This window comes from Methylobacterium sp. Leaf106, from assembly GCF_001422895.1.
Lineage (GTDB): Bacteria > Pseudomonadota > Alphaproteobacteria > Rhizobiales > Beijerinckiaceae > Methylobacterium > Methylobacterium bullatum.
The window spans coordinates 210,075-228,039 of the sequence record NZ_LMNB01000001.1; the positions used below are offsets into that span (position 1 = coordinate 210,075).

Genomic DNA, 17,965 nt, shown 5'->3' on the forward strand with positions numbered 1-17,965 from the left:
ACTGGGAGGTGCAAAGCTGGTGTGGCCGCTTCGGCAAATGCACAATCACTCTGCCGCCTTGGGTATCGGAAAAGCCGGTGGCCGATGGGGACGACGAACGCGAGACATGCGAATGGGATGGTTGCGATGTCGGCCATCCGAAAGCCTTGGAGACTGCAGCTGCAACCTTGCCCGCCGAGGCTCAGCGCCTACCCTAACCGCATGGACACCCCCACCGACCTACGCGCCACAGCCGCCCGCCTCGCCACGATGACGGACAGAGGCGCCTACATCCCCAAGGATCAGGTTGGGCTGTATGCTGAGGCGCTGAAGGCCTTGGCCGAGAAGCGGGAGAGGGAGAAGCGGTGAGCGACGAAGGCCCGCCCTGGCGCGAGCTCACGTCCGATGAATACGGCCCGCGCAACTTCCCCGACAGCAAGGGTGGCGCGGCTTGGGTCGCATCATCGGAGTGCCTGCGCGGCCTCCTCCAGCGCCAGCACGACGGCGAGTTCCGGCTGAGGCTGATCCTGCGCGAGTCAGCGGACTTCCGGAACTTCCCCGGCCGCGATCCGAACTGGAAGGGCGATTACGATTGGGGTCCAGACCTCGCCTTATGCTGCGCCGAGATCTGGATTGAGCGGAAGAACGGCCGGCGGAAGAGGGTCGACACGATGAGCACGCGGCCGATGCCCTGGTGAGCCCTAAACCGGCTCGGACACGGCTGGCAGGCCCAGCCATTCGAGCGCCGCGTCGAACGATCTGAAAAGACGCTGCCGGATTGTCCCCGCTTCCTCAAGCAGCGAGACCCGCCAGCTCGACTTGCCTTCCTCTCGCGCCAGATTGCCGACGACCTCGCCACCCTGGATCAGGTGATGCTCGTCGGGTCCGATGCGGTAGAGGCTCAGGGACATGGCTTCCTGACCGGCACCTTGATCGTCACCAGCTTGCCCGAGATCGGATCGAAAACGGTGAGCGTCATGGTGGCCTCCGGGCGTAGTCCGAAAGATGCCGGGGGAAGGGTTAACGAGGGGTTAACCAAAGCCCAGGACGGCATCCAAGCCGCGCTCGTAGCCGAGTTGCATGACGACCCGGTACTCCTTCGGCTGGTCTCGGACGATAGCGGAATTGACCTCTGGCAGTGGGTTCTTCATCGCGTAGACGGCGTGCCGCGCTCGGATCATGTACCGCTCCGCATCCGCCGAGAAATCCTCGTCGAAGGCCTCCGCGATGGCGCGGGCGACACGTTCAAGCATTACTGTGTCTGTCATTCCCTCACTCCCCCGAACCGGGCTTCGGCTTGCGCTCGCGGCGCTTGAGTTCGGCTTCGACGGCAAGATCAATGGCCTGACGGACGAACGACGCGCGATCCTTGTCGCCACGCACCTCGTCGATGCGGGCATTCGTGCCGGGCTTCAGCCGCAGCAGCACCTTCTCGAATTCGTTCTTCGGCCGCGCCATCGGACGGCTTGGACGGGATATCTCTGAACTCGTCAAGTTAGGCCGCATTCCACTCGCTTCCGAGATATCTCGGATTGTGTTCTACCACGGCGCACGGTAGGATGCGAGATATCTCGGAAGGAGCGAAGTGATGGGCCGTGAAATTCGTCGAGTGCCCCCGAACTGGTCTCACCCGACGCAGATGCGCTTCGGATGGGGCATGGGCGAAGGCTGGCATTCGAAGCTCTCCTATGTGGCCCTCCACGATCAGACCTACGCTGAGGCGCTAGCGGAATGGGAGGCCGACAAGGCTCGGTGGGATGCTGGCGAGCGCCCCGAGTACGCGTCCGAAGAAACGACGTTTGAGGGGTATTACGGCAAGCAGCCGGACCCGAAGCGCTACCGCCCTTTCAGCAATGAGGAGGCGACGTGGTTTCAGCTTTGGGAGACCGTGAGCGAGGGCACTCCGGTCTCACCACCGTTCGCCACCCTTGAAGAACTGGCCGCCTACCTCGCCGAATGGGGCGACTTCTGGGATCAAAGCCGCGCAGTCAGAGCAATGCTCGCTGCTGATATCGAACGGCTCTTGGTAGAGACCGACCATCAACATCAGTTCAAGGCTGGCTGGGGCAAAGAAGCCGCCGACGCATTCTGCAAGTCGGGCTGGGCGCCTTCGATGGTGATCCGCGACGGCGAAGTGCTGACCAACCCCGGCGAGATGGTGAGGGTCTGATGGCCTGCAACTGCATTGCCAAAATCGACGAGATGTTCGCGCCCTTGAACGGGCAGATCGGCACGCGCTTCACGGCTGACAGCACGGGCTTCAAGCAGACGGCCATGCTCGTCGTCGAGAAGGTCAATCCGCGCGGAAAGAAGCCGCCGGGCCTCCTCGCCAAGTTCTGCCCGATCTGCGGGACTGCCTACGAGCCGCCTGAGACGGTACCGCTGGAGGATGCCAAATGACCGACACCCTAGGCGACGCCCTCCCGCGCGAGATGACCCGCGTCCGCGACAAGGTGCTACCGGCCTACCTCACGATCCCCGAAGGCATCTTTGCCGCGACCATGATGCGGGCCTCGCTCGACGCCGCTCAGAAGGCCCTGGCCGAAGGCGATACCGTCGCGATGATCGGGTGCTTGGAAGACCTGCGGGGGTACGAGCTGTGAAACGCATCCCCATCAGCGCTGCCCGCCAAATCGCCGAGGCCTATGGCTACGATCAGGTCGTCATTTACGCGCGCAAGGTTGGTGACGACCCAGTGCCCCACGGCGAGCACATGACGACCTACGGCGCGAACAAGGAGCACTGCTCCGTCGCTTCCCGGATCGCCGACACCCTTCAGACCTTCATGGGCTGGAAGCCTGCCACCAAGGATATCGCGTGATGGAGATCAATAACACCGAGAAGCACGAACGCGTGCTCTACGCCCATCTCCGGCGGGGCCAACTCGATGCCCTGATCGAGAAGGCCGTGGCCGAAGCGTCCGGCATTTCGGTCGAGACCATCCGCAAGCACGGAAAGGTCGAGATCGAGAAGAACATGGAGGGCTCACCCTCCTACCACAGCGGTTACACGGCGACCGTCCGCGCGACGATACCGCTCTCGGAACTTGGAGAGGAGTTGCCGTGAGCGAGCAATACGAAAAGGCCCGTGCCATCGCAGAGGGTGCCGCCAATGGCTGGGACAAGTTCTCAGATACGGCAGGCGTCGCGCGGCTCGCCGACCAGATCAACCGTGCGATTGGCGATGCGGTCGCCAACGAGGTCCGGCAGCGCGACGGCTGGAAGGCGCTTTACGAACAAACCGATCCGAACGCCCCGAGCGAGCTGTGCAACTGCCGGATCGGCGATTGCACGCGGGTGACGGTTCGATGCCGGGAGTTCGCACGATGACCAGCCGCACCAAGCTCGCCGACGCCCCGACCCAACAGGGCTGGATATTGGATCAACGCCTAAATCGGATAGTCGTCATCCGCGTCTTTGTCTCAACGTGGATTGAGCAGGGGGAACGCTGGTGAGCGCCCAAGACAAGGCCGATGCCGCGCCGCTTATCGCCGAAGCAGACCGCTTGGAACGGTTGGCCGACGAAATGGCGGCGGATAGCACCCGGCATTGTGGCGGCACCGCAGAGAAGATGCGCGGACTGAAACAGGCTCATCTCGTCAAGATGGAAGCGCAGGCTTTGCGGGAGAAGGCAGAGAGGTTGGCGTCATGAAGAAGCGCACCCCTCTCGACACCCCCTAACCCTCACCTCGGGCATCCGGCGGGAGAAGAGGAACAGGACGATGAGCAACCTAATCAACGAACTCTACGAAATCGCCGAACAATTCTCGGCCGATGAGTATTCAGAGGAAGCCGAACTGGTACGGGACGCGATTGAGGAGATCGAGAGGCTGCGGGCAGTGATCGCAACGGCCGCATCGGCGGAGGCTGCGACCGAGCCCTGCGACTGCAAGATTGGTGACTGCAAGCGCATCACGCGCCGCTGCGTGGAGAGTGAGCCCATCCCCTAACCGCCCCCTCTCCAAGCTGGAGGCGCTGAGTTTCGTCGTGGTGGATCAAGGAGGGGAATGGTGATGAGCGAGACAAACGCAATGGTTGAAACGGTGGCCCAGGCCATCAGCGGAGCGCCGTTCCCGTCGAAGGCGTCCTACGCAAAGGCGCGGAAAGTGCTCGCCGCAATGCGCGAGATGAAGATGGTGGTTCGGCAAGACGGTGATGTCGTCCACATGCTGTGTGGCGAGCCTGACGAGATGTGGAAGTCGATGATTGATGGCGCCCTTGCGGCTCCGCCGACCACCACCCCAGGCTGATCCGCCCGGCGGAGGGGAGAAAGAAACGATGCGATATGTGGTTCTAGGCACGAACAATGATGGCGGGCGAAACGCGACGATCCATTCGACGCTCGACGAGGCGAAAGATGCGGTTCGCGCCTATCTGCTTGATCCTGAGAATGATCCGACGCCGACCGAGGACGATGCTCGCCGGATCGACGGCGAACTCTCCATCATCAACGGCTCGTATGTGGATGGCATTCGCGGGGCGGACGAATGGAAGGAATGGATCTACATCGCCCCGGTCAACGAGTAGCCCCTCCCCGCCCTGACGGCGGCCGGGCTTGAGGAGAAGACGCGGATGGCCATGACAGTCGGCGAACTCATCGCTTGGATGGCAGCGGGGGGCTGTGATCGGGATCATCGTCGTCCGGCTACTGTCGGCGCCGTATCTGATCTGGAAAGCGGACCAAGCTGAAATCGCGAGGCTGAAGGCGCTTCTGGAAGAGGACCGCCCGGCCTAAGCCAGACGACGCGTGAGGAGGTGAGGATGTTCGGTTGGATCAAGATGCAGGCCGCCCGTAAGGTAAAACACGCCCCGTGTCCGTGCTGTCATGGCGAAGCGCCGCAAAAGGGCATGCAGAAAGGTTTCCTGTGGCTCTGGCGGGATCAAACCGGTGCGACGCTTGGGTGGACCGGTTATCCTGAAGTCTGCCTGACCAGCGGGTACGCTTGTGAAGCATGCGGCGAAACGTACGAAGTGAGCAGCAACTATGTGCCTGGCTATGGCGTCAAAGACGAAAAAGGCTGGCCTCTAACGAGCGCTGGGGAGCGGATGCCGATCTCTGGGCAAACGCCATATCGCGAGCGAGATTTCATGCCAGCACAACCAATCCCCGGATGGGCTTGAGCCCAAACGAAATCGGCCCCGCCCAGCCGAAGCTGAACGAGGCCATTTGCAACACCAATGCAGGGCGAGGCGGCAGTACGTAAGGAATCCTTACCAACTGGCCGGCCGCGAAACGAACTAACAAAAAGACCCCGCACCAGCTTTCGCCGGGCGGGGTCTCTCGTGCTCTCAGGACGACCGACAGGCGCGGTAGCGCGTCGGGTGGGGGCGCCTACGCTGGCGATGCTCCAGGCGCGGCAGCTGATCCGGTCTGGAAGAAGTCCGAGATGTACGGCCGGGTGCGTTCGAGGAGCGGCCCAATATCCGGACGGCTCCATAGGAGCGCCAGGACGAGCAGGACAGCCCCTCCGAGCCCTACTCCCATCGCCAGACGGTTCTTCCTCGGGACCACGCCGTCAACCGCACCAGGCGCACTGATGTGGAGAACGGCGGCGACCACCGACAGAAGCCGGATCGGCGCGTAGATCTCCGAGTTCACGAACCACGCCGGCATGCCCGACAGGCGAAAGATCACCGCGAGGATGGCCTGCCCGTCGGTCGAGAGCCAAGCGAGGACGATCCCCACGATGAGGAAGTCCGTCCGCTTCGGCTGCTTCGCTCTGATCGCGGCCCACGCGTCCCGGCCGTAGATGTAGACCACCATCGTCGCCGCAGCTGCCTGCAGCACGCCGATGGCGATATTCATGTCCGAGTTGGGGACGAAGGCGTTGATGACACCGTAGACGATGGCCAGGAACAGCACCGTCAGCCAGATCGCACCGCGGATCTGCTCCGGTCGGTCGTCGTTGTAGATCACGATCCTGCATCCCTGCTGCTCGGGCGCTCCATTCCACGGAGCATGTCGTCCACGAGGCTCCTCGCCTCGCTGGTCTGGCCCGGTCGCGCTTTCTCGCGCTGCGCGTTGGTCCGCGCCCGGATGCGGCCGCTCTCGGCTCGAATTTCAGTGAGATCTCGGCGGGCTGCAGCCTTCACGCCTTGTGACTCCTCGGCTGTGCCGCGCTGTGCCGAGAGCATTCCGGCGACAGCGTGTTTGAGCCGAGTGGACTGATCCTCAGGGGGATGGTGCCGAGGGAAGAAGGTCATCATGATGCGCTCCCACCAGGTCATGGAGCGCCCCCGCTTCGACCGCGGAGCATGTCGCGCAGATCGCGCACCATCTCCACGAGGCCGGTGGCCATTTGGCTCGTATTGGCGAAGCCGTGCCTCGCATCCTGGGCCGTGCGCTCGACCTGATGAGACAGGTCCGACAAGGCCTGCGCCCTCGCGCCGAGCGTGGCCTCGACGCCGCGGAGCGCTTCCTTGAGATCACCGTGCGCGTCACGAGCGCCCTCGATGACCGTAATCATCGCCCGCTGCTCAGCCAGCCGCTCGGCATGGAGCTTCTGGATATCCTTGTAGAGGTGTCGGATCACGGCCAGCAGCACGACGATGAATAGGGCCAGGGCTACGCAGGTCGCGCCGAGCGTGCCCTGGCTCAGGTAGAAGTCGGCCGTCTTTTCGGCCGTGGCTTGCACGTTCGGCACGCGTCGGAACCCTACTTACCGGGCAGCTTTGCGATGGCCGGCAGAAGCACGTTCGTCTCGTTCGCCTCATCCACGAGATTGAGCTTGCGGAAGATGATCTTGGCCAGGCCCTCGGGACCGCCGGCCGCAGCAAGTGCCTTCGCCGGAGCGGCATCGACTGCGTACTGGATCGCTTTGGCGATGACGGCCGAGCCCACCGGGATGGACAGCTTGCCTTCCTTCACAGCCCCAGGGACGGCGTTCACAGCGTACTCGGTGACGGCGTTCGCCATCTGCTCCACGCGCTTCTGCGTGAGGAACAGGGCGGCCCAGGGATAGACCTTCGTCACAGCTTGGATGAGGAACCCGCCGAGGACCGGCACGATCACGGCGGTGAAGAGGTTGGCGGCGGCGAGGAGCCATTCGCCATACGGGAGGATGACGGCAGTCGTCGGCACGGTGGCGACGACTTCAGCGGCCAACGCGACGCCGGACAACAGCATCATCGACAGGCAGGCCATCGCCGCCGTCGCACGCGCGTGTTTGGCGAACACGGCGACGACCATGAACAGGATCGCGCCCACGCTGCCGAGGATGGCGGCATTGGCGTAGCTGGACGAGGGCGGGTAGCTCGCCGGCAGATCGATGTGGCCCATGGCGAACGTGGGCGAGACGGCACAGGCAAACGCCAGCGCCGCGAGGGAAAAGCGGGTCATGATGATCTCACGATGTGGGAGGGGGTGGTGACGAAAGCGCTATGGGAATGCCCATAACGTAACAAAATCACTGGGTTAGGGTGGTGTCGAACTACCGCAAAATCCTCGGTAGTTGCTTCACCCGAACCAGGGCCGCATCAGCCACGACGTCAGCCGCGAGCCCCACGAGGGCTTCACATCGTAGGTCGGCTCCGGCAGCGGCTTCGGAGCCGGCAGCACACCGCTCTTCCGCGGCGCCGGCTGGACGAGGGGGCTGGGGGAGGCAGAGGGGATCGGAGCCACGGTGACGGGCGGTGTCGGAATAGACGGAGCGACCGCGTTCGGCTCGTAGCCGGCGGCCACCAGCGCGGCCTTGAATGCGGTGTAGAGGGTGGCGACAGCCGGGCCGTTGGTGTCCGGGTTCACCATGGCCCGCGCGTTGGTCGGGTTCTCCCGGCCGGGGCCGAAGTAGTCCGCCAGCTTCTTGCCCGTGTACCAGCCTTCGCTGAGGCCCACGAAGAGCATGGCGGCGGCCACGTCGGGCGTCAGCATCAGCGAGGGGGTCACCTCCAAGTCCTGAGATCGCGTGAGGTAGCCGAGGTCCTGCAGGCGCCCTGTTGCCCGGCGGGCGTTGTCGCGTGCGGTGGCCTGAACCAGCCCCATTCCTCGGAAATCCCACCCGTCGGTCGGCAGCTTGTTGCCGAGGCGCCCGCCGTAGACCTTGTTCGCTAGAGCCTGCGGGTTGCGGACGTAGGGCTCGGCAGAGGCGAGCGTCGGGAACCGCGAGGGCCAGACCTGCCGAATGCGCGCCGCCGACGTGTAGTTAAGGTTCTCGGAGACCGGCTGCATCTGCTTGCCAGTCTCCCACGCTGCGGTAGCGAAACTGTAGGCCAGCAGGGCGATGCCCATGTCAGGCGGCGCCATGTCGAGCATGGCGTCCATTCCAGACACCTGCGACGCGGTCAGTCCGCCATTGAACGGCGTCCGACGCACAGCGTCAAAGAACGCGGCCCGGTTCAGGCTTGCGGCCATGGTTATGGTCTCACAGTTTCGGGGAAAGGATCAGCGCCGCCGCGCCGGCCGAGAGCAGACGAGGGACGGGATGCCCTCGATGTCGACGGACACGCAGACCGTGCGGGGACGAGTGGCTGCGACCGGCGAGGCCAGCGCGCAGAGAAGCGCGAACGCGAGAATGGCGCGGCCCATGGTGGTTCTCACGATGGGAGGGGTGGTGACGAAACCGAAACGGGAATTCCCGTAACGGAACAAATTCAATGGGTTAGCGTGGTGTCGAACTCATTCAATTTTGGAATGAGTTCGTTCTCACGATGTAGGGGTTGCGCGGCGACCGGCCGGCTCGGGAAGGGATTGGCGGGTTTCCGACTCAAAGCACCCGAGCGAGGCTTTGTGTTTTACGCACTCTTGCCGCCGGAGCGCATGCGACTACCATCGCCATCCACAGAGGTGGCAAGCAACATCTAAGGCAGAGCTAAAGCAACATGGGTCATAATTCGGGTTGGACGCCGAAGCTTGAGGTCATCATCGACACGGGGAAATTCGGAGACACGAAGGCCATCCGAGGCGATGGGGTCGATTTCGTATGCAGGGAGGCGGAGACCTACATGCGGATGATCATCGAAGCCGGGCTACCCTTCTGCCTGGAGGTCAACGCGCCGCCCGCCGAACACGACCAGATCCACGCGCACCTGAACGGTGTTGCCGCCTCCCTCGGAAAGCAGGGCTACCCTTCGCTTGAGGCGCTGCGCGCGGCAGGTGGATAGCCCCTCAGATCGTCGCGATGCGTTCGACGAACGTGGTCATGATCTGGAACAAGGCTGCGTTGTCCGCCGAGCTGAGCGCGGTGTGTGTCACGAACATTGAGATGCCGTGCGTGCCGTAGGCGTTGCCTTGACGGAACAGGGCGAAGTTGTTCGTCGCAATCGCAGATGATGCGCTCGGCGCGGCGGTGACGCTTAGTCCATCGTGATAGCGACTGTAGGCGTCCGCAGAGGCGCGCGTGATGGTCAGATGGCCCTGGTTCGACGGGAGAGCGATGCCATCCTGTGCCGCCGTTTGGTTGAGGCGGGACGTCAGGGCGTTGCCGCTGGAAACGCTGGCGTGGAAGAGGTTTCCGCTGGAGCTCGTGGTGCCGAACAGAGGGCCGGTGCCGGGTCCGAATTTACACGACGCGCCGGCGTTGTTGACCGTCAGGCCGAGCGAGTTCGCGCTGAACCCCATGTCGAGGAAGCCCGTAGAGCCGTCGGGCACGAGATTGCCGCGAGCGTTGTAGGCGATTTCGCCCGTGATGATGGGCGCGGCGCGCGAAGGCAGCTTCCAGTCGAGGAAGGCCGCTTGCTGCGTCGGTAGGCCAAAGGCGTGAACGGACCGAAACTTCGGCCACAGCAGGGCATCCTTGGAATCGGCGATCGTCTTGTTGATGAGCGACCGGATAGCCGAGGACGGCTGTACGGTCATCGCCGCCAGCAAATCCTTTGTCTCGGCCGCAAGCGGAATGTAGAGCTTCGGGATCGCCAGATTGGTGATCGAGAGATCCTTGGATCGGACGATGGTCGCCATGGCTCAGACCTTGTTCGTGAGGGCGAAGAGGAGGCAGTAATTGTCGAGCCGGCGGGTCACGCCCGAATTGTCGACGTAGGTATTGTTCGAGCCAGTGGGGCTGTCGCCCTCGCTGTCGCGCAGGTTGCCGCGCGCGCCCTTGGAGCGCCCACCATCGGCGGAGACGTTGCGGCCCCACGCGTAGGAGCACAGCCACGTCGCAGGCAGATCAGCGTTGAGCTTGATCTCGATCGTGTCCTTGCCGACGATCGCGACGGACTGGATGATGTTGGCCAGGACCGGCGAGGCCCCGCCTGCATCCCAGATGTCGAAACCGTTGTTGAAGGTCGGCAGCACCCAACTCGTGTCGAACACCAGCGGTCCGTAGGGCACGGACATCTTGATCCGGATCGACCGCTTTTGAGCGATGTAGGACAGCGGCCGGACGGCGACTTCCGGGAACGGGGTACCGTCAGCCAGCGCTTTCTCGATCTTAGCCGCCGCCCGCCCTCGGTTGCGGCCGATCATGCGATAATCCTCGGAGCCGCGGTGGATGCCGTCACCGCCGTCGAGGTCGCCCGTGCAATACAGCGACATGTGCACGATGGTGTTCGGATCGGCGGCTGCCGCATCCATCATCGCCATGTCGATCTCAGGCGTGGCAGGAGCGTCAGGATAGGCGCGCTGGGTCGGCGCATCCGACGACATGCGGAGATAGTAGGCCGCCTGACATCCCGCCTGACTGACCAGCATCGGGATGATGCCGCTTTGGCCCGTCTGCGCCTTCGTGTCCGCCTCCAAATCCTTCCGGAACTGGACGAGGCCGTTGGCATAGGAAAGGCGGGACGTGCCGAAGGCGTAGTCAGCCTGACCGTGGATGAACTCGATGACCGACATGCCGAAGGTTCGGCCCGACGCTACCGCGATCGGCATCGCGCTTGATGCGATGGTCAGCATGTTGGTGTAGTAGCCGGACCCCTTTGCGAGCCGGGCAAGCGTCGCGCCGCCACGACCGCCAGAGGCCACGAAATAGTTCGAGCCGAGGGTGGTAGGGGTGAGCCCGGTCAGCGCCGCGAGGTAGGTCGACGAGTGATGGGCGCTGGCCACCGCGCCGGTCTCACCGAGAGCGCTGTCCTGCGTCTCCACCGCATTGGTGAATGACGTCATGTCCGGGTTAGCGAGCAGTCGGATGCCGCCCGTGAACATCAGCGTGTCATAGAGGGGGGTGGTCGAGAGCAGCGGCAGTCCGGCGGTGCCAGTGGCGAGCGACTGGCCGTAAAGTAGCCGATATTTCAGGCTGGGAGCGACCTGGGGACCGCGTGCGGCGATAGTTGTGCCACCTCCTCCGCCTCCAGAGGAAAAGCCGCGAACGCCGCCAGGGTAGGACACCGATCCATCAAGGTAGACGATCCGGATCGGGCGGAAGTTCTTGTCCACCTCGGCATAGGCGATCGAGGTATCTTCGAGGTCGACGAGTTCCTGAGAGGTCCGGCCAGTGACGACCGAGCCATCTTCCGTGATGTAGTGAGCGCCGCGCCCCTCGCTGCCGACAGCGGCGTAGACAACCCGCTTGTTCTCCTCATCGTAGACGTCGGAATCGGTGATGAACGTGGCGGGCAGATCGGCGGTGCGCAGGTCGAGAGCAGTGACGGCCGGGTCTTGCGTCTTGCGATCGCAGGAGGTGAGCTCGACCGCGCCGGTGCCGCGCTCACCGAATAGCGGGCTGATGAACCGGGTGTTGGCGGGCAGATCGACCGAGCCGACGCCGGGCGTCAGGCAGGCGCGATAGGTGACTGTCCGAAGGCCGTCAGCGGCGAGAAGCGTCGTCGCCGGGAGGGCGGCCGTTCCATTGTCCGTACCGTCGGGCTTGTAGCTACGAAGCTCCAGGACCGGGACGTTGTTCGCGGCGGCGTTGGTGCCGGTGTTGTCGACGCGCCGGGCGATGCGGAACGTGAACTCGACGATCTCGCCATCGTCCAGGTGCGTCTTGGCGATGGAGGTGGCGTAGGCGTTGCCGGTGATGCGCAGCGCCGGCCCTTTGCCGGGGCCATCGGTGGTGATGCTGTAGGCCCCGCCGACGGTAAGCGGAGTGGCCGCCTGAGCCGTGGCGTTGGCGGCAGCGGTCCACGTTCGGATCGCCTCGCCAGGGCGCCCCCAGTACCGCGTCGAACGGACTGTCGTGCCATCTGCCGCGAGGTCCGTGCCGGGCGAGATGCCGGCAAGACCCTCCAGAGTGGTGACGCGGCTGGTCAACCCCGGGATCTGGCTGGTTAGGCCCTCGGCAGTCGTCAGGCGGTTCTCAATGTTGGTGAACCGGACGCCGACAGCACTAGTGCTGCTAAGAAGCTGCGTCTGAAACTGCGCAACCGTCATCCTGCGCGTGGCGAGCGGGCCAAAACCTTGGACCTGAGCATTGCCAATTAGCTCGACGAGGATGTCCCCTTCGGCCATCGGCAAGTTGGTCGTGCGAAACCCATCGGACATGCAGGCATCTCCCCGCGCGCCAGCGCCCGCGTGTCAGCGGGGCAGCGTCAGGCTCGGTGAATGGAAAGGCGTGTGGGGTTAGGTGATGGGCGCGAGCGAGCAGGCCCAGGCGAGCAGGCCCTTGGTGGTGTCGCCAGCGTAGGAGATGGTCGCGCCGCCAGTGCCGAGGTTCAGACGATCCTCGATCGCCATGGCTCCGGACGTCCCGGCGGAGGCCGAGGTGTTCGCCGTGATAATGAGCAGCCAGAAGTCTGCGGACACCTTCTGAATGGTTGCCGTGACGCTGCTGAAGGTCGTTCCGCTGACCGCGCCGACCGTGATGGTGCCGGCCACGAGGTCGAAGGCCACACGCGCATAGTCACCGTTGCCCGTGCCGCCGCTGTTGATAAGGTCGATACGGCCTGCTGAGCGGCCAGCGGCCTTCAGGCCCCAGACAGCGCGGAGCTTGGAGCCGGAGGCGAGGCCCGTGGCCTTGTAGGCGACCGTGTGCGTGCCGGTGGTCGCCGTCTCCGAGATCATCGTGGCGGCGGCGCCATCCGGCCCGGTGCCGTTGAGCGCCGCCGTGGCGGCCGTCTTCGTCCAGACCGCGTTCGTCAGGTCGTTCGGGAACTGCGTGACGTTGCCCGGCTGAGTGACGTAGAGGAGCGACTGCGAGGCGCTCGGCACGCTCGACACACCAGACCCGTTCTGCGCCGTGAGCCACCAGGTGATGTAGCCGAGCGAGATCGTGTCGGTGAGTGTGTCGGTCTGGTTCGCGTCGACGGCCTTGCTGGCGCTGAGTGCGGCACTGGCGAAGGTGGAACCGAAGCCCTGCGCGCGGAAAAGCTGGACGCTGCGAGCGTTGCCACCGGCCTGCTTGACCACATGGGTGACCGTTGTCCCGCTGAGCGTTGCCGAGGTGTAGGTCGGCACCGAGGGGGCAACGCTGTCGGCCGTCGCCTTGATCGGCGAGCCGCCGGCCGGGATGTACGAACTGATATCCGACCCCGCATCCGTCGAAAGCGCGCCCTCGACAGTGTAGGTCTCTCCGTCCGTCAGAGGCCCGGCCAGGATGGAGGTGCGGCTGGACGAGTTGAGCGGGATCGCCGTCCAAGCCGTTGCGCCTGTCGCGCGGTAGCGGCCGATAAGAGATAGGTCGTCCCGCACTGGCGTATTGCAGGTGAGGCGGAGGAAGGCTGCGGTCGTTGAGCCGTTGATCGCAGAGCGCTCGATCGCGGCGACGAGATTAACCGGCGTCGTCGCATCCGACGCAGCAACAGTGTGGAAGACGCTGGCGGTCCATTCGCCGGGCGTACCGCGGGCCGATACCGCCCTGGCCTGGATCTCGAGCGCATCACCCTTGGTGTAGCCGGCGATGACGACGGCCCCTGCTCCGGAGGGCCGGCTCGTCGTGGTCCACGTCGTGACGCCAGCCTTGCGGGTCTGAACATCGAACGAGGCGAGCGGGACGTAGCTGAGTGGGCTCGCCTCCAGGGAGACAATGACCGGATAGGGATTTGCGGTCGTGACGGAGTCGAGCGCTAGCTTGCCCGATGCGATGCCTGTCACCATCGGTGCCAGCGGAACATCTGGGACACTCTGTGCCGGCCCGCCGGCGCGGCCGCTCCAGGCCGGCGGCACATCGTTCGCCACCAGCGTCTCAATCTGAGGCGCGTGGTCGACGAGCGAAAGGCGGGCGGTGAAGTTCTCCATCGCCTCGACGCCCTTGACCGTGCAAGCGAGGGTTTCGCGTGTGGCTTCGCCGAACATGGCAAGGTCGTCACGGGCTGGCGTGTCGCCTGTACCCGTCAAGGTGATGGTGCTGGTCGTGCCGGCGATGGTCTGGACCGGCTGGATGAGAGAGGCGCCGTCAGCGCGCCGGAACCGGCAGGCGTAGCTCTTGCCGGCCTCCATGGTCACAGGCTCGTCGAGCATGACCACCTTGCCGACGACGGTGCGGACGCGGGCCGCGACCTGATTGCGGTCCAGCACGTCATGGCCGAGTTCGACCCGATCGCCGCGGGTGACGACCAGGCTCTCGAAGTCCTGGTTGACCGTGTAGCTGTGGGGCCGATGGATCAGTTCGTACTGGCGCTTGCGGGTCTCCTTCCAGACCTGGTCCGGGCTGGTGATGCCGGGCAAGTCCAGCTTCTCAAACACCTTCGGATCGCCGGAGAAGCCGGGCCACGGCACGATGCGCTCGGCCTGCGCGTATGAGTTCGTCTCGTCGAGGAAAGTGACGCGGAAGGCGTCTGGGAACTGCGAGTAGGAGGTCTCCCCCTGGAAGCCCCAGGAATTGCGCGGGGTGATGTGGGCCGTAATGGTTGTCAGCGCGCGGTCGACGACGACGCCCCAACTCGTTCCGCTATCATGTGGACTGGCCCGGCCGGCGCCAGCGATGTCGGAGAGCACGTCGAGGACGGATGCCTCGTAGTCGTGGACGCGGTTGTAGAAGAGGCTGTTGGCGACACAGAACGCGTGCCACTCCTTCAGAGCGTCGATCTCGTCTGCCGTCAGCGGATAGGTGATGCCAGGCCCGTTCAGGACATAGCGGAACAGCGAGGCCGGATTGCGGGTCTCCCGCGTGATGTAGGCGTTCGTCGCAGCGTCCCAATCCGGGCAAAGCGTCTGGGCATCGGCGTTGAACTCGTCGAGCGTGCCGTTCAGCTGGCCCGTGGCGCGGATGCGGACAGCCACGACAGCGAGCGGCTTGCCGAAGTTGATCGGGTATTCGGGCCGGAAGGAGCGGAGCGCCGACCACACCGAGCGGCCGGTCCGCTGGATCTCCTTCTTCGACAAATCCTGGTCCGGACGGTCGAAGTCGGCGCTGGTGCGAGCGAGTTCGATCTCGTAGCGCCCGCGCTCGGGGAAGGGGATCGCAAACGTCCGGGTGAAAGGCTTGCCCGACAGCTTGGCGAACACCGACAGCGGCAGCGTGCCGAGCCAGGGCTCCGTGCCGGCCTTGCGGTAGCGGGCGATGAACGTCGCCTCGACGGCAACCTTCCTGCCGTCCTTGTCGACGCCGCCAAGCCCGCCGGGGAACGTGAGATCGATGGAGGCGTTCGCCGCATCGGCCGCCGTGAACCGCGATTGTGGGCCAGCGGAAATGCCGGCGGACGTTAGCTCGACCTGCAGCGCCTTCTCGATGACCTGGTTCGGGTAGAGCGTGACGGGCGCATCGGAGGCGTAGCCCTCACGGACCTCGTACTGGACGTCTTTGTACTTCTCGATCGGAGTGTCGCCGATCCGGAGGTTCGTGAGGCGCAGCGGGCCGTAGCCGAAGGTGAAGAGCGCGCGGATGTATCGCTCGTCGCCCACCGTCTCGGTGTAGGGCAGGCCAGCATAGACCGGGGCGTAGCGCACCTTGCCGAGGACGAAAGGGATCACGCCGTCAGGGGTCGCCTGATTGCGGATGCCCTGAATGGCGTAGGTCGGGGCGTCCTTCTTGTCGGTACGCGAGGGGATCAGCGCGTTGATGAGGAGCGTGCCGGCGACGAGGACGGTAGCGGTGATGGCGGCGGAGGCTGCGGCAGTTGTTGCGGCGGTCGCACCAATGCTCAGCACTTCCAAAAGGCCGAGGGCGTAGTATTGCCCCGCCGCTACCGCCGCCACGGTCAAGGCGATGGTGAGCACGCTCTTCAGAACGTCGCCTTGCGGGACAACGCGGATGAGGACGTGCATCCCTGGCTTCGGCTTCACCGAACGCCAGAAGGGAGCATCGATCGGGTTGCCGTTGATCGTGACGCGAAGGCTGTCGATACCGAACGCACCCGCCTCTGGAAGAGCGCGCGACACGAGATCGGCCAGGGTCTGCCCCGCCCCCATTGCAAACTCGACGCGCCCTCTGGAGGGGTCGAGCAAATGGGGAAGCGCGAGAACGCTGACAGGGCCGCCCATCAAGCGGCTTCCATGGTCATGTCGAGGATGCGCGCTTTGTGCCGGTATGCCCCGACCAGACGCGGCGCCCAACGGCCCGTCGTGTGGTCGACGAGACAGCTGTCCTGATCCCGGTCGATGTGGAGCATGCGACCGCCGCCGATGGCGATGCCAACGTGATGGGCCAGGCCGGCACGCTGGAACACGAGGATGTCGAACTCCTGGACGACATCAAGCGGCAGGCCGCCAAGGGCGACCTCGACCCAAGGGCCGGCAGACGACGTGCCCTCGGCGAAGATAGCGGCGACCTCGGCGCGCTCATCGATCGACGGCACCTCGGCCGCATAGTCCGGCACGGAGATGCCGAGGCACTCGGCATAGACGAGGCGCGCCAAGCCCCAGCACGCGATACCGTCGCGCGTGAGTCCGCCAACCTGCCAGGGCAGGCCGATGTACGGCGTAGACCAATGCATGAGGAGCCTATCGGCTGAAGAGGTTGATGACGAGCGCGGCGCCCGCGCTGGCGCAGACGGCAACTGCGACCTGAACGCCGTCCCATCCGAGAGCGGCGCCGGTGATGGCAGCCGTCGCGCTCGAAAGGGCAACCTGCGTCCGCGTCACTGGAACAGGCTCGGGAAGCGGCTGGACGTCATCCGGCCGTCGGGCCAAGGTTCGGACGTGAATGGCTCGCGAGAGATGTCGAGGGAGACCTGAGCGGCGTCGTAGCTGCCCCGAACGCCACGTAAATTGGTATGACTGCGCTCGACCACCTCGGGCGAGCCAGCGAGCACTATGTCAAGATCAACACTTGCGTAGGTTCCGGGCGTGATGCCGCGGAGGACCTTGGCCATGTCCTTGTCGATGTTCTCAAACGTCAGTGTTGTCTTCGGCGGGCTGTCTTTCTGGTCGTCCGGCAGGACCGCGCCAACGAGAACGTAGAGGTAGTCGTTACCAGCGTGTTTGGTGCCGTAGACGAGAGGCTCAATGGAGAGGCGCACAGTTGGGTCGCTGGACAGGTAGGCCGGCGCCGTCAGGCTTGGGTGGCGGATTGTCACCAAAAGGACGGGCACTTGGTCGGTGTTGGGCGCATTCACCGCCGCGCGTGCGTTCAGAGAGACGACGCGGGGCATCAGAGAACCGCGAGGTTGAAGCTGAGACTGTACTGTGCCGCGCCGAGGTTGTTCGCTGCCGGCCGCGCATCACCAAACATGCAAAGCCACCAATCCGTGTTCTTCAGCGGCGCGCCGTCAGCCGTGTAGATGGGCGAGCCGTCGTCGGTGGTCAGTTGGACGTCGCCGCGCGTCTGGTCGAGGAACCAGAAGGGCAGCGCCTTATTGGCAGCCCAGAACGTATCGAAGGCGTTCCACTGCTCGACGTTGATGCGCAGAGCGAGCGAGATCGGCTTCGGGTCGATGCTGGTCCCAATGCGGTTTTTGGGCGGGCCGCGCTCCATCTGCGTCCGGAGGCGGCCGTCGCGAGAGCCTTCATTGAAGTTCTCACGGCTTGCCTTATCAGGGAGGCTGTCTGGCCATACAGGAACCGCCATGAAGCTTTTGCTCGCTCGTTCTGTTGGGTTATGCCTGTGTGCCGCGGCCCTTGCGGGCTGCATCCCATCCATGGGTGAGATGCGATCCACTGGGAGAAACCAGGTGGCCCTGACTTCGGCAAAGCCACCTGAGCAACTCGCTGGCTGCATCTCCGCCGCGTGGTCATCTGGCGATGCACTGCCAGCCTCGACGCAGCGGACAGAGAAGGGCTGGACGGTCCACTACAC

Annotated in this window: 28 protein-coding genes; 14 read left to right on the forward strand and 14 right to left on the reverse strand. The window is 64.5% G+C overall.

Features of this window, described 5'->3' with window-relative positions:
* The first annotated feature begins 344 nt into the window (after positions 1 to 344).
* Positions 345 to 677, forward strand: a complete 333-nt coding sequence (locus ASF34_RS00965) for a hypothetical protein (protein WP_056157711.1) — start codon at positions 345 to 347, stop codon at positions 675 to 677.
* 3 nt (positions 678 to 680) lie between these two features.
* On the opposite strand, the gene ASF34_RS00970 is transcribed toward ASF34_RS00965, so the two are convergent.
* From ASF34_RS00970 to ASF34_RS00980, 3 genes are all read right to left on the reverse strand, one after another.
* Entirely contained in the window at positions 681 to 890 is a 210-nt protein-coding gene (locus ASF34_RS00970; RefSeq protein ID WP_056157714.1) for a hypothetical protein, read from the reverse strand.
* Positions 891 to 1,010: 120 nt separating this feature from the next.
* On the reverse strand, positions 1,011 to 1,247 hold the full coding sequence (locus ASF34_RS00975; protein WP_156465568.1) for a hypothetical protein: 237 nt from the start codon (positions 1,245 to 1,247) through the stop codon (positions 1,011 to 1,013).
* 4 nt (positions 1,248 to 1,251) lie between these two features.
* Positions 1,252 to 1,437 (reverse strand): hypothetical protein, encoded by a 186-nt coding sequence (locus tag ASF34_RS00980; RefSeq protein WP_056157719.1) that lies wholly within the window; start codon positions 1,435 to 1,437, stop codon positions 1,252 to 1,254.
* A 130-nt stretch (positions 1,438 to 1,567) separates the two neighbouring features.
* Between ASF34_RS00980 and ASF34_RS00985 the strand changes: the two genes are divergently transcribed.
* From ASF34_RS00985 to ASF34_RS22550, 12 genes are all read left to right on the forward strand, one after another.
* Positions 1,568 to 2,149 (forward strand): hypothetical protein, encoded by a 582-nt coding sequence (locus ASF34_RS00985; RefSeq protein WP_156465569.1) that lies wholly within the window; start codon positions 1,568 to 1,570, stop codon positions 2,147 to 2,149.
* A 44-nt stretch (positions 2,150 to 2,193) separates the two neighbouring features.
* Complete coding sequence (locus tag ASF34_RS00990; protein ID WP_210166710.1) at positions 2,194 to 2,379, forward strand: hypothetical protein; 186 nt, start codon at positions 2,194 to 2,196, stop codon at positions 2,377 to 2,379.
* Entirely contained in the window at positions 2,376 to 2,582 is a 207-nt protein-coding gene (locus tag ASF34_RS00995) for a hypothetical protein (protein WP_056157730.1), read from the forward strand. Before ASF34_RS00990 ends, ASF34_RS00995 begins: the two co-directional genes overlap by 4 nt.
* Entirely contained in the window at positions 2,579 to 2,800 is a 222-nt protein-coding gene (locus ASF34_RS01000) for a hypothetical protein (protein WP_056157733.1), read from the forward strand. Before ASF34_RS00995 ends, ASF34_RS01000 begins: the two co-directional genes overlap by 4 nt.
* Positions 2,797 to 3,045, forward strand: coding sequence for a hypothetical protein (locus ASF34_RS01005; RefSeq protein WP_156465571.1), 249 nt, complete (start codon positions 2,797 to 2,799; stop codon positions 3,043 to 3,045). Before ASF34_RS01000 ends, ASF34_RS01005 begins: the two co-directional genes overlap by 4 nt.
* On the forward strand, positions 3,042 to 3,308 hold the full coding sequence (locus tag ASF34_RS01010; protein ID WP_056157740.1) for a hypothetical protein: 267 nt from the start codon (positions 3,042 to 3,044) through the stop codon (positions 3,306 to 3,308). The genes ASF34_RS01005 and ASF34_RS01010 overlap by 4 nt, the downstream gene beginning before the upstream one ends.
* Positions 3,305 to 3,433, forward strand: coding sequence for a hypothetical protein (locus ASF34_RS23565; protein ID WP_274533735.1), 129 nt, complete (start codon positions 3,305 to 3,307; stop codon positions 3,431 to 3,433). The genes ASF34_RS01010 and ASF34_RS23565 overlap by 4 nt, the downstream gene beginning before the upstream one ends.
* Positions 3,430 to 3,630 (forward strand): hypothetical protein, encoded by a 201-nt coding sequence (locus ASF34_RS01015; RefSeq protein ID WP_056157744.1) that lies wholly within the window; start codon positions 3,430 to 3,432, stop codon positions 3,628 to 3,630. The genes ASF34_RS23565 and ASF34_RS01015 overlap by 4 nt, the downstream gene beginning before the upstream one ends.
* Before the next feature lie 70 nt (positions 3,631 to 3,700).
* Positions 3,701 to 3,928 (forward strand): hypothetical protein, encoded by a 228-nt coding sequence (locus ASF34_RS01020; RefSeq protein WP_056157746.1) that lies wholly within the window; start codon positions 3,701 to 3,703, stop codon positions 3,926 to 3,928.
* 63 nt (positions 3,929 to 3,991) lie between these two features.
* On the forward strand, positions 3,992 to 4,228 hold the full coding sequence (locus tag ASF34_RS01025; RefSeq protein ID WP_156465572.1) for a hypothetical protein: 237 nt from the start codon (positions 3,992 to 3,994) through the stop codon (positions 4,226 to 4,228).
* Positions 4,229 to 4,256: 28 nt separating this feature from the next.
* Complete coding sequence (locus ASF34_RS01030; protein WP_056157752.1) at positions 4,257 to 4,505, forward strand: hypothetical protein; 249 nt, start codon at positions 4,257 to 4,259, stop codon at positions 4,503 to 4,505.
* Between the two features lie 234 nt (positions 4,506 to 4,739).
* Complete coding sequence (locus ASF34_RS22550; protein ID WP_156465573.1) at positions 4,740 to 5,099, forward strand: hypothetical protein; 360 nt, start codon at positions 4,740 to 4,742, stop codon at positions 5,097 to 5,099.
* Between the two features lie 211 nt (positions 5,100 to 5,310).
* Here the strand turns inward: ASF34_RS22550 and ASF34_RS01035 are convergent, their stop codons facing one another.
* The 5 genes from ASF34_RS01035 to ASF34_RS01060 form a co-directional block, all read right to left on the reverse strand.
* Complete coding sequence (locus ASF34_RS01035) at positions 5,311 to 5,895, reverse strand: hypothetical protein (protein WP_056157755.1); 585 nt, start codon at positions 5,893 to 5,895, stop codon at positions 5,311 to 5,313.
* A 307-nt stretch (positions 5,896 to 6,202) separates the two neighbouring features.
* On the reverse strand, positions 6,203 to 6,622 hold the full coding sequence (locus ASF34_RS01045; protein ID WP_056157763.1) for a hypothetical protein: 420 nt from the start codon (positions 6,620 to 6,622) through the stop codon (positions 6,203 to 6,205).
* Between the two features lie 11 nt (positions 6,623 to 6,633).
* The gene (locus tag ASF34_RS01050) at positions 6,634 to 7,317 is read right to left on the reverse strand and encodes a hypothetical protein (protein WP_244478855.1); all 684 of its coding nucleotides are present in this window, start codon (positions 7,315 to 7,317) and stop codon (positions 6,634 to 6,636) included.
* A 117-nt stretch (positions 7,318 to 7,434) separates the two neighbouring features.
* Positions 7,435 to 8,238 carry a hypothetical protein gene (locus ASF34_RS01055; protein WP_244478856.1) on the reverse strand — a complete coding sequence of 268 codons (804 nt, stop codon included), beginning with the start codon at positions 8,236 to 8,238 and terminating at the stop codon, positions 7,435 to 7,437.
* A gap of 120 nt (positions 8,239 to 8,358) precedes the next feature.
* The gene (locus ASF34_RS01060; protein ID WP_156465574.1) at positions 8,359 to 8,502 is read right to left on the reverse strand and encodes a hypothetical protein; all 144 of its coding nucleotides are present in this window, start codon (positions 8,500 to 8,502) and stop codon (positions 8,359 to 8,361) included.
* Between the two features lie 416 nt (positions 8,503 to 8,918).
* Here ASF34_RS01060 and ASF34_RS22555 point away from each other — a divergent pair, with 416 nt between their 5' ends.
* Entirely contained in the window at positions 8,919 to 9,077 is a 159-nt protein-coding gene (locus ASF34_RS22555) for a hypothetical protein (protein WP_156465575.1), read from the forward strand.
* Between the two features lie 4 nt (positions 9,078 to 9,081).
* Here ASF34_RS22555 and ASF34_RS01070 read toward each other — a convergent pair whose 3' ends face one another.
* From ASF34_RS01070 to ASF34_RS01095, 6 genes are all read right to left on the reverse strand, one after another.
* Positions 9,082 to 9,873, reverse strand: coding sequence for a hypothetical protein (locus tag ASF34_RS01070; RefSeq protein ID WP_056157771.1), 792 nt, complete (start codon positions 9,871 to 9,873; stop codon positions 9,082 to 9,084).
* Between the two features lie 3 nt (positions 9,874 to 9,876).
* Complete coding sequence (locus ASF34_RS01075; protein ID WP_156465576.1) at positions 9,877 to 12,336, reverse strand: hypothetical protein; 2,460 nt, start codon at positions 12,334 to 12,336, stop codon at positions 9,877 to 9,879.
* A gap of 78 nt (positions 12,337 to 12,414) precedes the next feature.
* Positions 12,415 to 16,140: a TipJ family phage tail tip protein gene (gene gpJ, locus ASF34_RS01080; RefSeq protein WP_056157777.1), complete on the reverse strand. Its 3,726-nt coding sequence runs from the start codon at positions 16,138 to 16,140 to the stop codon at positions 12,415 to 12,417.
* 71 nt (positions 16,141 to 16,211) lie between these two features.
* On the reverse strand, positions 16,212 to 16,664 hold the full coding sequence (locus tag ASF34_RS01085; protein ID WP_056157779.1) for a C40 family peptidase: 453 nt from the start codon (positions 16,662 to 16,664) through the stop codon (positions 16,212 to 16,214).
* 144 nt (positions 16,665 to 16,808) lie between these two features.
* The gene (locus ASF34_RS01090) at positions 16,809 to 17,321 is read right to left on the reverse strand and encodes a hypothetical protein (RefSeq protein ID WP_056157782.1); all 513 of its coding nucleotides are present in this window, start codon (positions 17,319 to 17,321) and stop codon (positions 16,809 to 16,811) included.
* Positions 17,321 to 17,737 (reverse strand): hypothetical protein, encoded by a 417-nt coding sequence (locus ASF34_RS01095; protein ID WP_156465577.1) that lies wholly within the window; start codon positions 17,735 to 17,737, stop codon positions 17,321 to 17,323. The genes ASF34_RS01090 and ASF34_RS01095 overlap by 1 nt, the downstream gene beginning before the upstream one ends.
* Positions 17,738 to 17,965 lie beyond the last annotated feature (228 nt).

Bases quoted from the DNA above. Each gene is read 5' to 3' on its own strand.
- ASF34_RS01090 (WP_056157782.1), bottom strand. From the start codon at position 17,321: ATGCCCCGCGTCGTCTCTCTGAACGCACGCGCGGCGGTGAATGCGCCC.
- ASF34_RS22555 (WP_156465575.1), top strand. From the start codon at position 8,919: ATGCGGATGATCATCGAAGCCGGGCTACCCTTCTGCCTGGAGGTCAAC.
- ASF34_RS01085 (WP_056157779.1), bottom strand. From the start codon at position 16,664: ATGCATTGGTCTACGCCGTACATCGGCCTGCCCTGGCAGGTTGGCGGA.
- ASF34_RS01025 (WP_156465572.1), top strand. From the start codon at position 3,992: ATGAGCGAGACAAACGCAATGGTTGAAACGGTGGCCCAGGCCATCAGC.
- ASF34_RS00985 (WP_156465569.1), top strand. From the start codon at position 1,568: ATGGGCCGTGAAATTCGTCGAGTGCCCCCGAACTGGTCTCACCCGACG.
- ASF34_RS01075 (WP_156465576.1), bottom strand. From the start codon at position 12,336: ATGTCCGATGGGTTTCGCACGACCAACTTGCCGATGGCCGAAGGGGAC.
- ASF34_RS00970 (WP_056157714.1), bottom strand. From the start codon at position 890: ATGTCCCTGAGCCTCTACCGCATCGGACCCGACGAGCATCACCTGATC.
- ASF34_RS01030 (WP_056157752.1), top strand. From the start codon at position 4,257: ATGCGATATGTGGTTCTAGGCACGAACAATGATGGCGGGCGAAACGCG.
- ASF34_RS00995 (WP_056157730.1), top strand. From the start codon at position 2,376: ATGACCGACACCCTAGGCGACGCCCTCCCGCGCGAGATGACCCGCGTC.
- ASF34_RS01055 (WP_244478856.1), bottom strand. From the start codon at position 8,238: ATGGACGCCATGCTCGACATGGCGCCGCCTGACATGGGCATCGCCCTG.
- ASF34_RS22550 (WP_156465573.1), top strand. From the start codon at position 4,740: ATGTTCGGTTGGATCAAGATGCAGGCCGCCCGTAAGGTAAAACACGCC.
- gpJ (WP_056157777.1), bottom strand. From the start codon at position 16,140: ATGGGGGCGGGGCAGACCCTGGCCGATCTCGTGTCGCGCGCTCTTCCA.
- ASF34_RS01020 (WP_056157746.1), top strand. From the start codon at position 3,701: ATGAGCAACCTAATCAACGAACTCTACGAAATCGCCGAACAATTCTCG.
- ASF34_RS01095 (WP_156465577.1), bottom strand. From the start codon at position 17,737: ATGGCGGTTCCTGTATGGCCAGACAGCCTCCCTGATAAGGCAAGCCGT.
- ASF34_RS01060 (WP_156465574.1), bottom strand. From the start codon at position 8,502: ATGGGCCGCGCCATTCTCGCGTTCGCGCTTCTCTGCGCGCTGGCCTCG.
- ASF34_RS00975 (WP_156465568.1), bottom strand. From the start codon at position 1,247: ATGACAGACACAGTAATGCTTGAACGTGTCGCCCGCGCCATCGCGGAG.
- ASF34_RS23565 (WP_274533735.1), top strand. From the start codon at position 3,305: ATGACCAGCCGCACCAAGCTCGCCGACGCCCCGACCCAACAGGGCTGG.
- ASF34_RS01070 (WP_056157771.1), bottom strand. From the start codon at position 9,873: ATGGCGACCATCGTCCGATCCAAGGATCTCTCGATCACCAATCTGGCG.
- ASF34_RS00980 (WP_056157719.1), bottom strand. From the start codon at position 1,437: ATGGCGCGGCCGAAGAACGAATTCGAGAAGGTGCTGCTGCGGCTGAAG.
- ASF34_RS01050 (WP_244478855.1), bottom strand. From the start codon at position 7,317: ATGACCCGCTTTTCCCTCGCGGCGCTGGCGTTTGCCTGTGCCGTCTCG.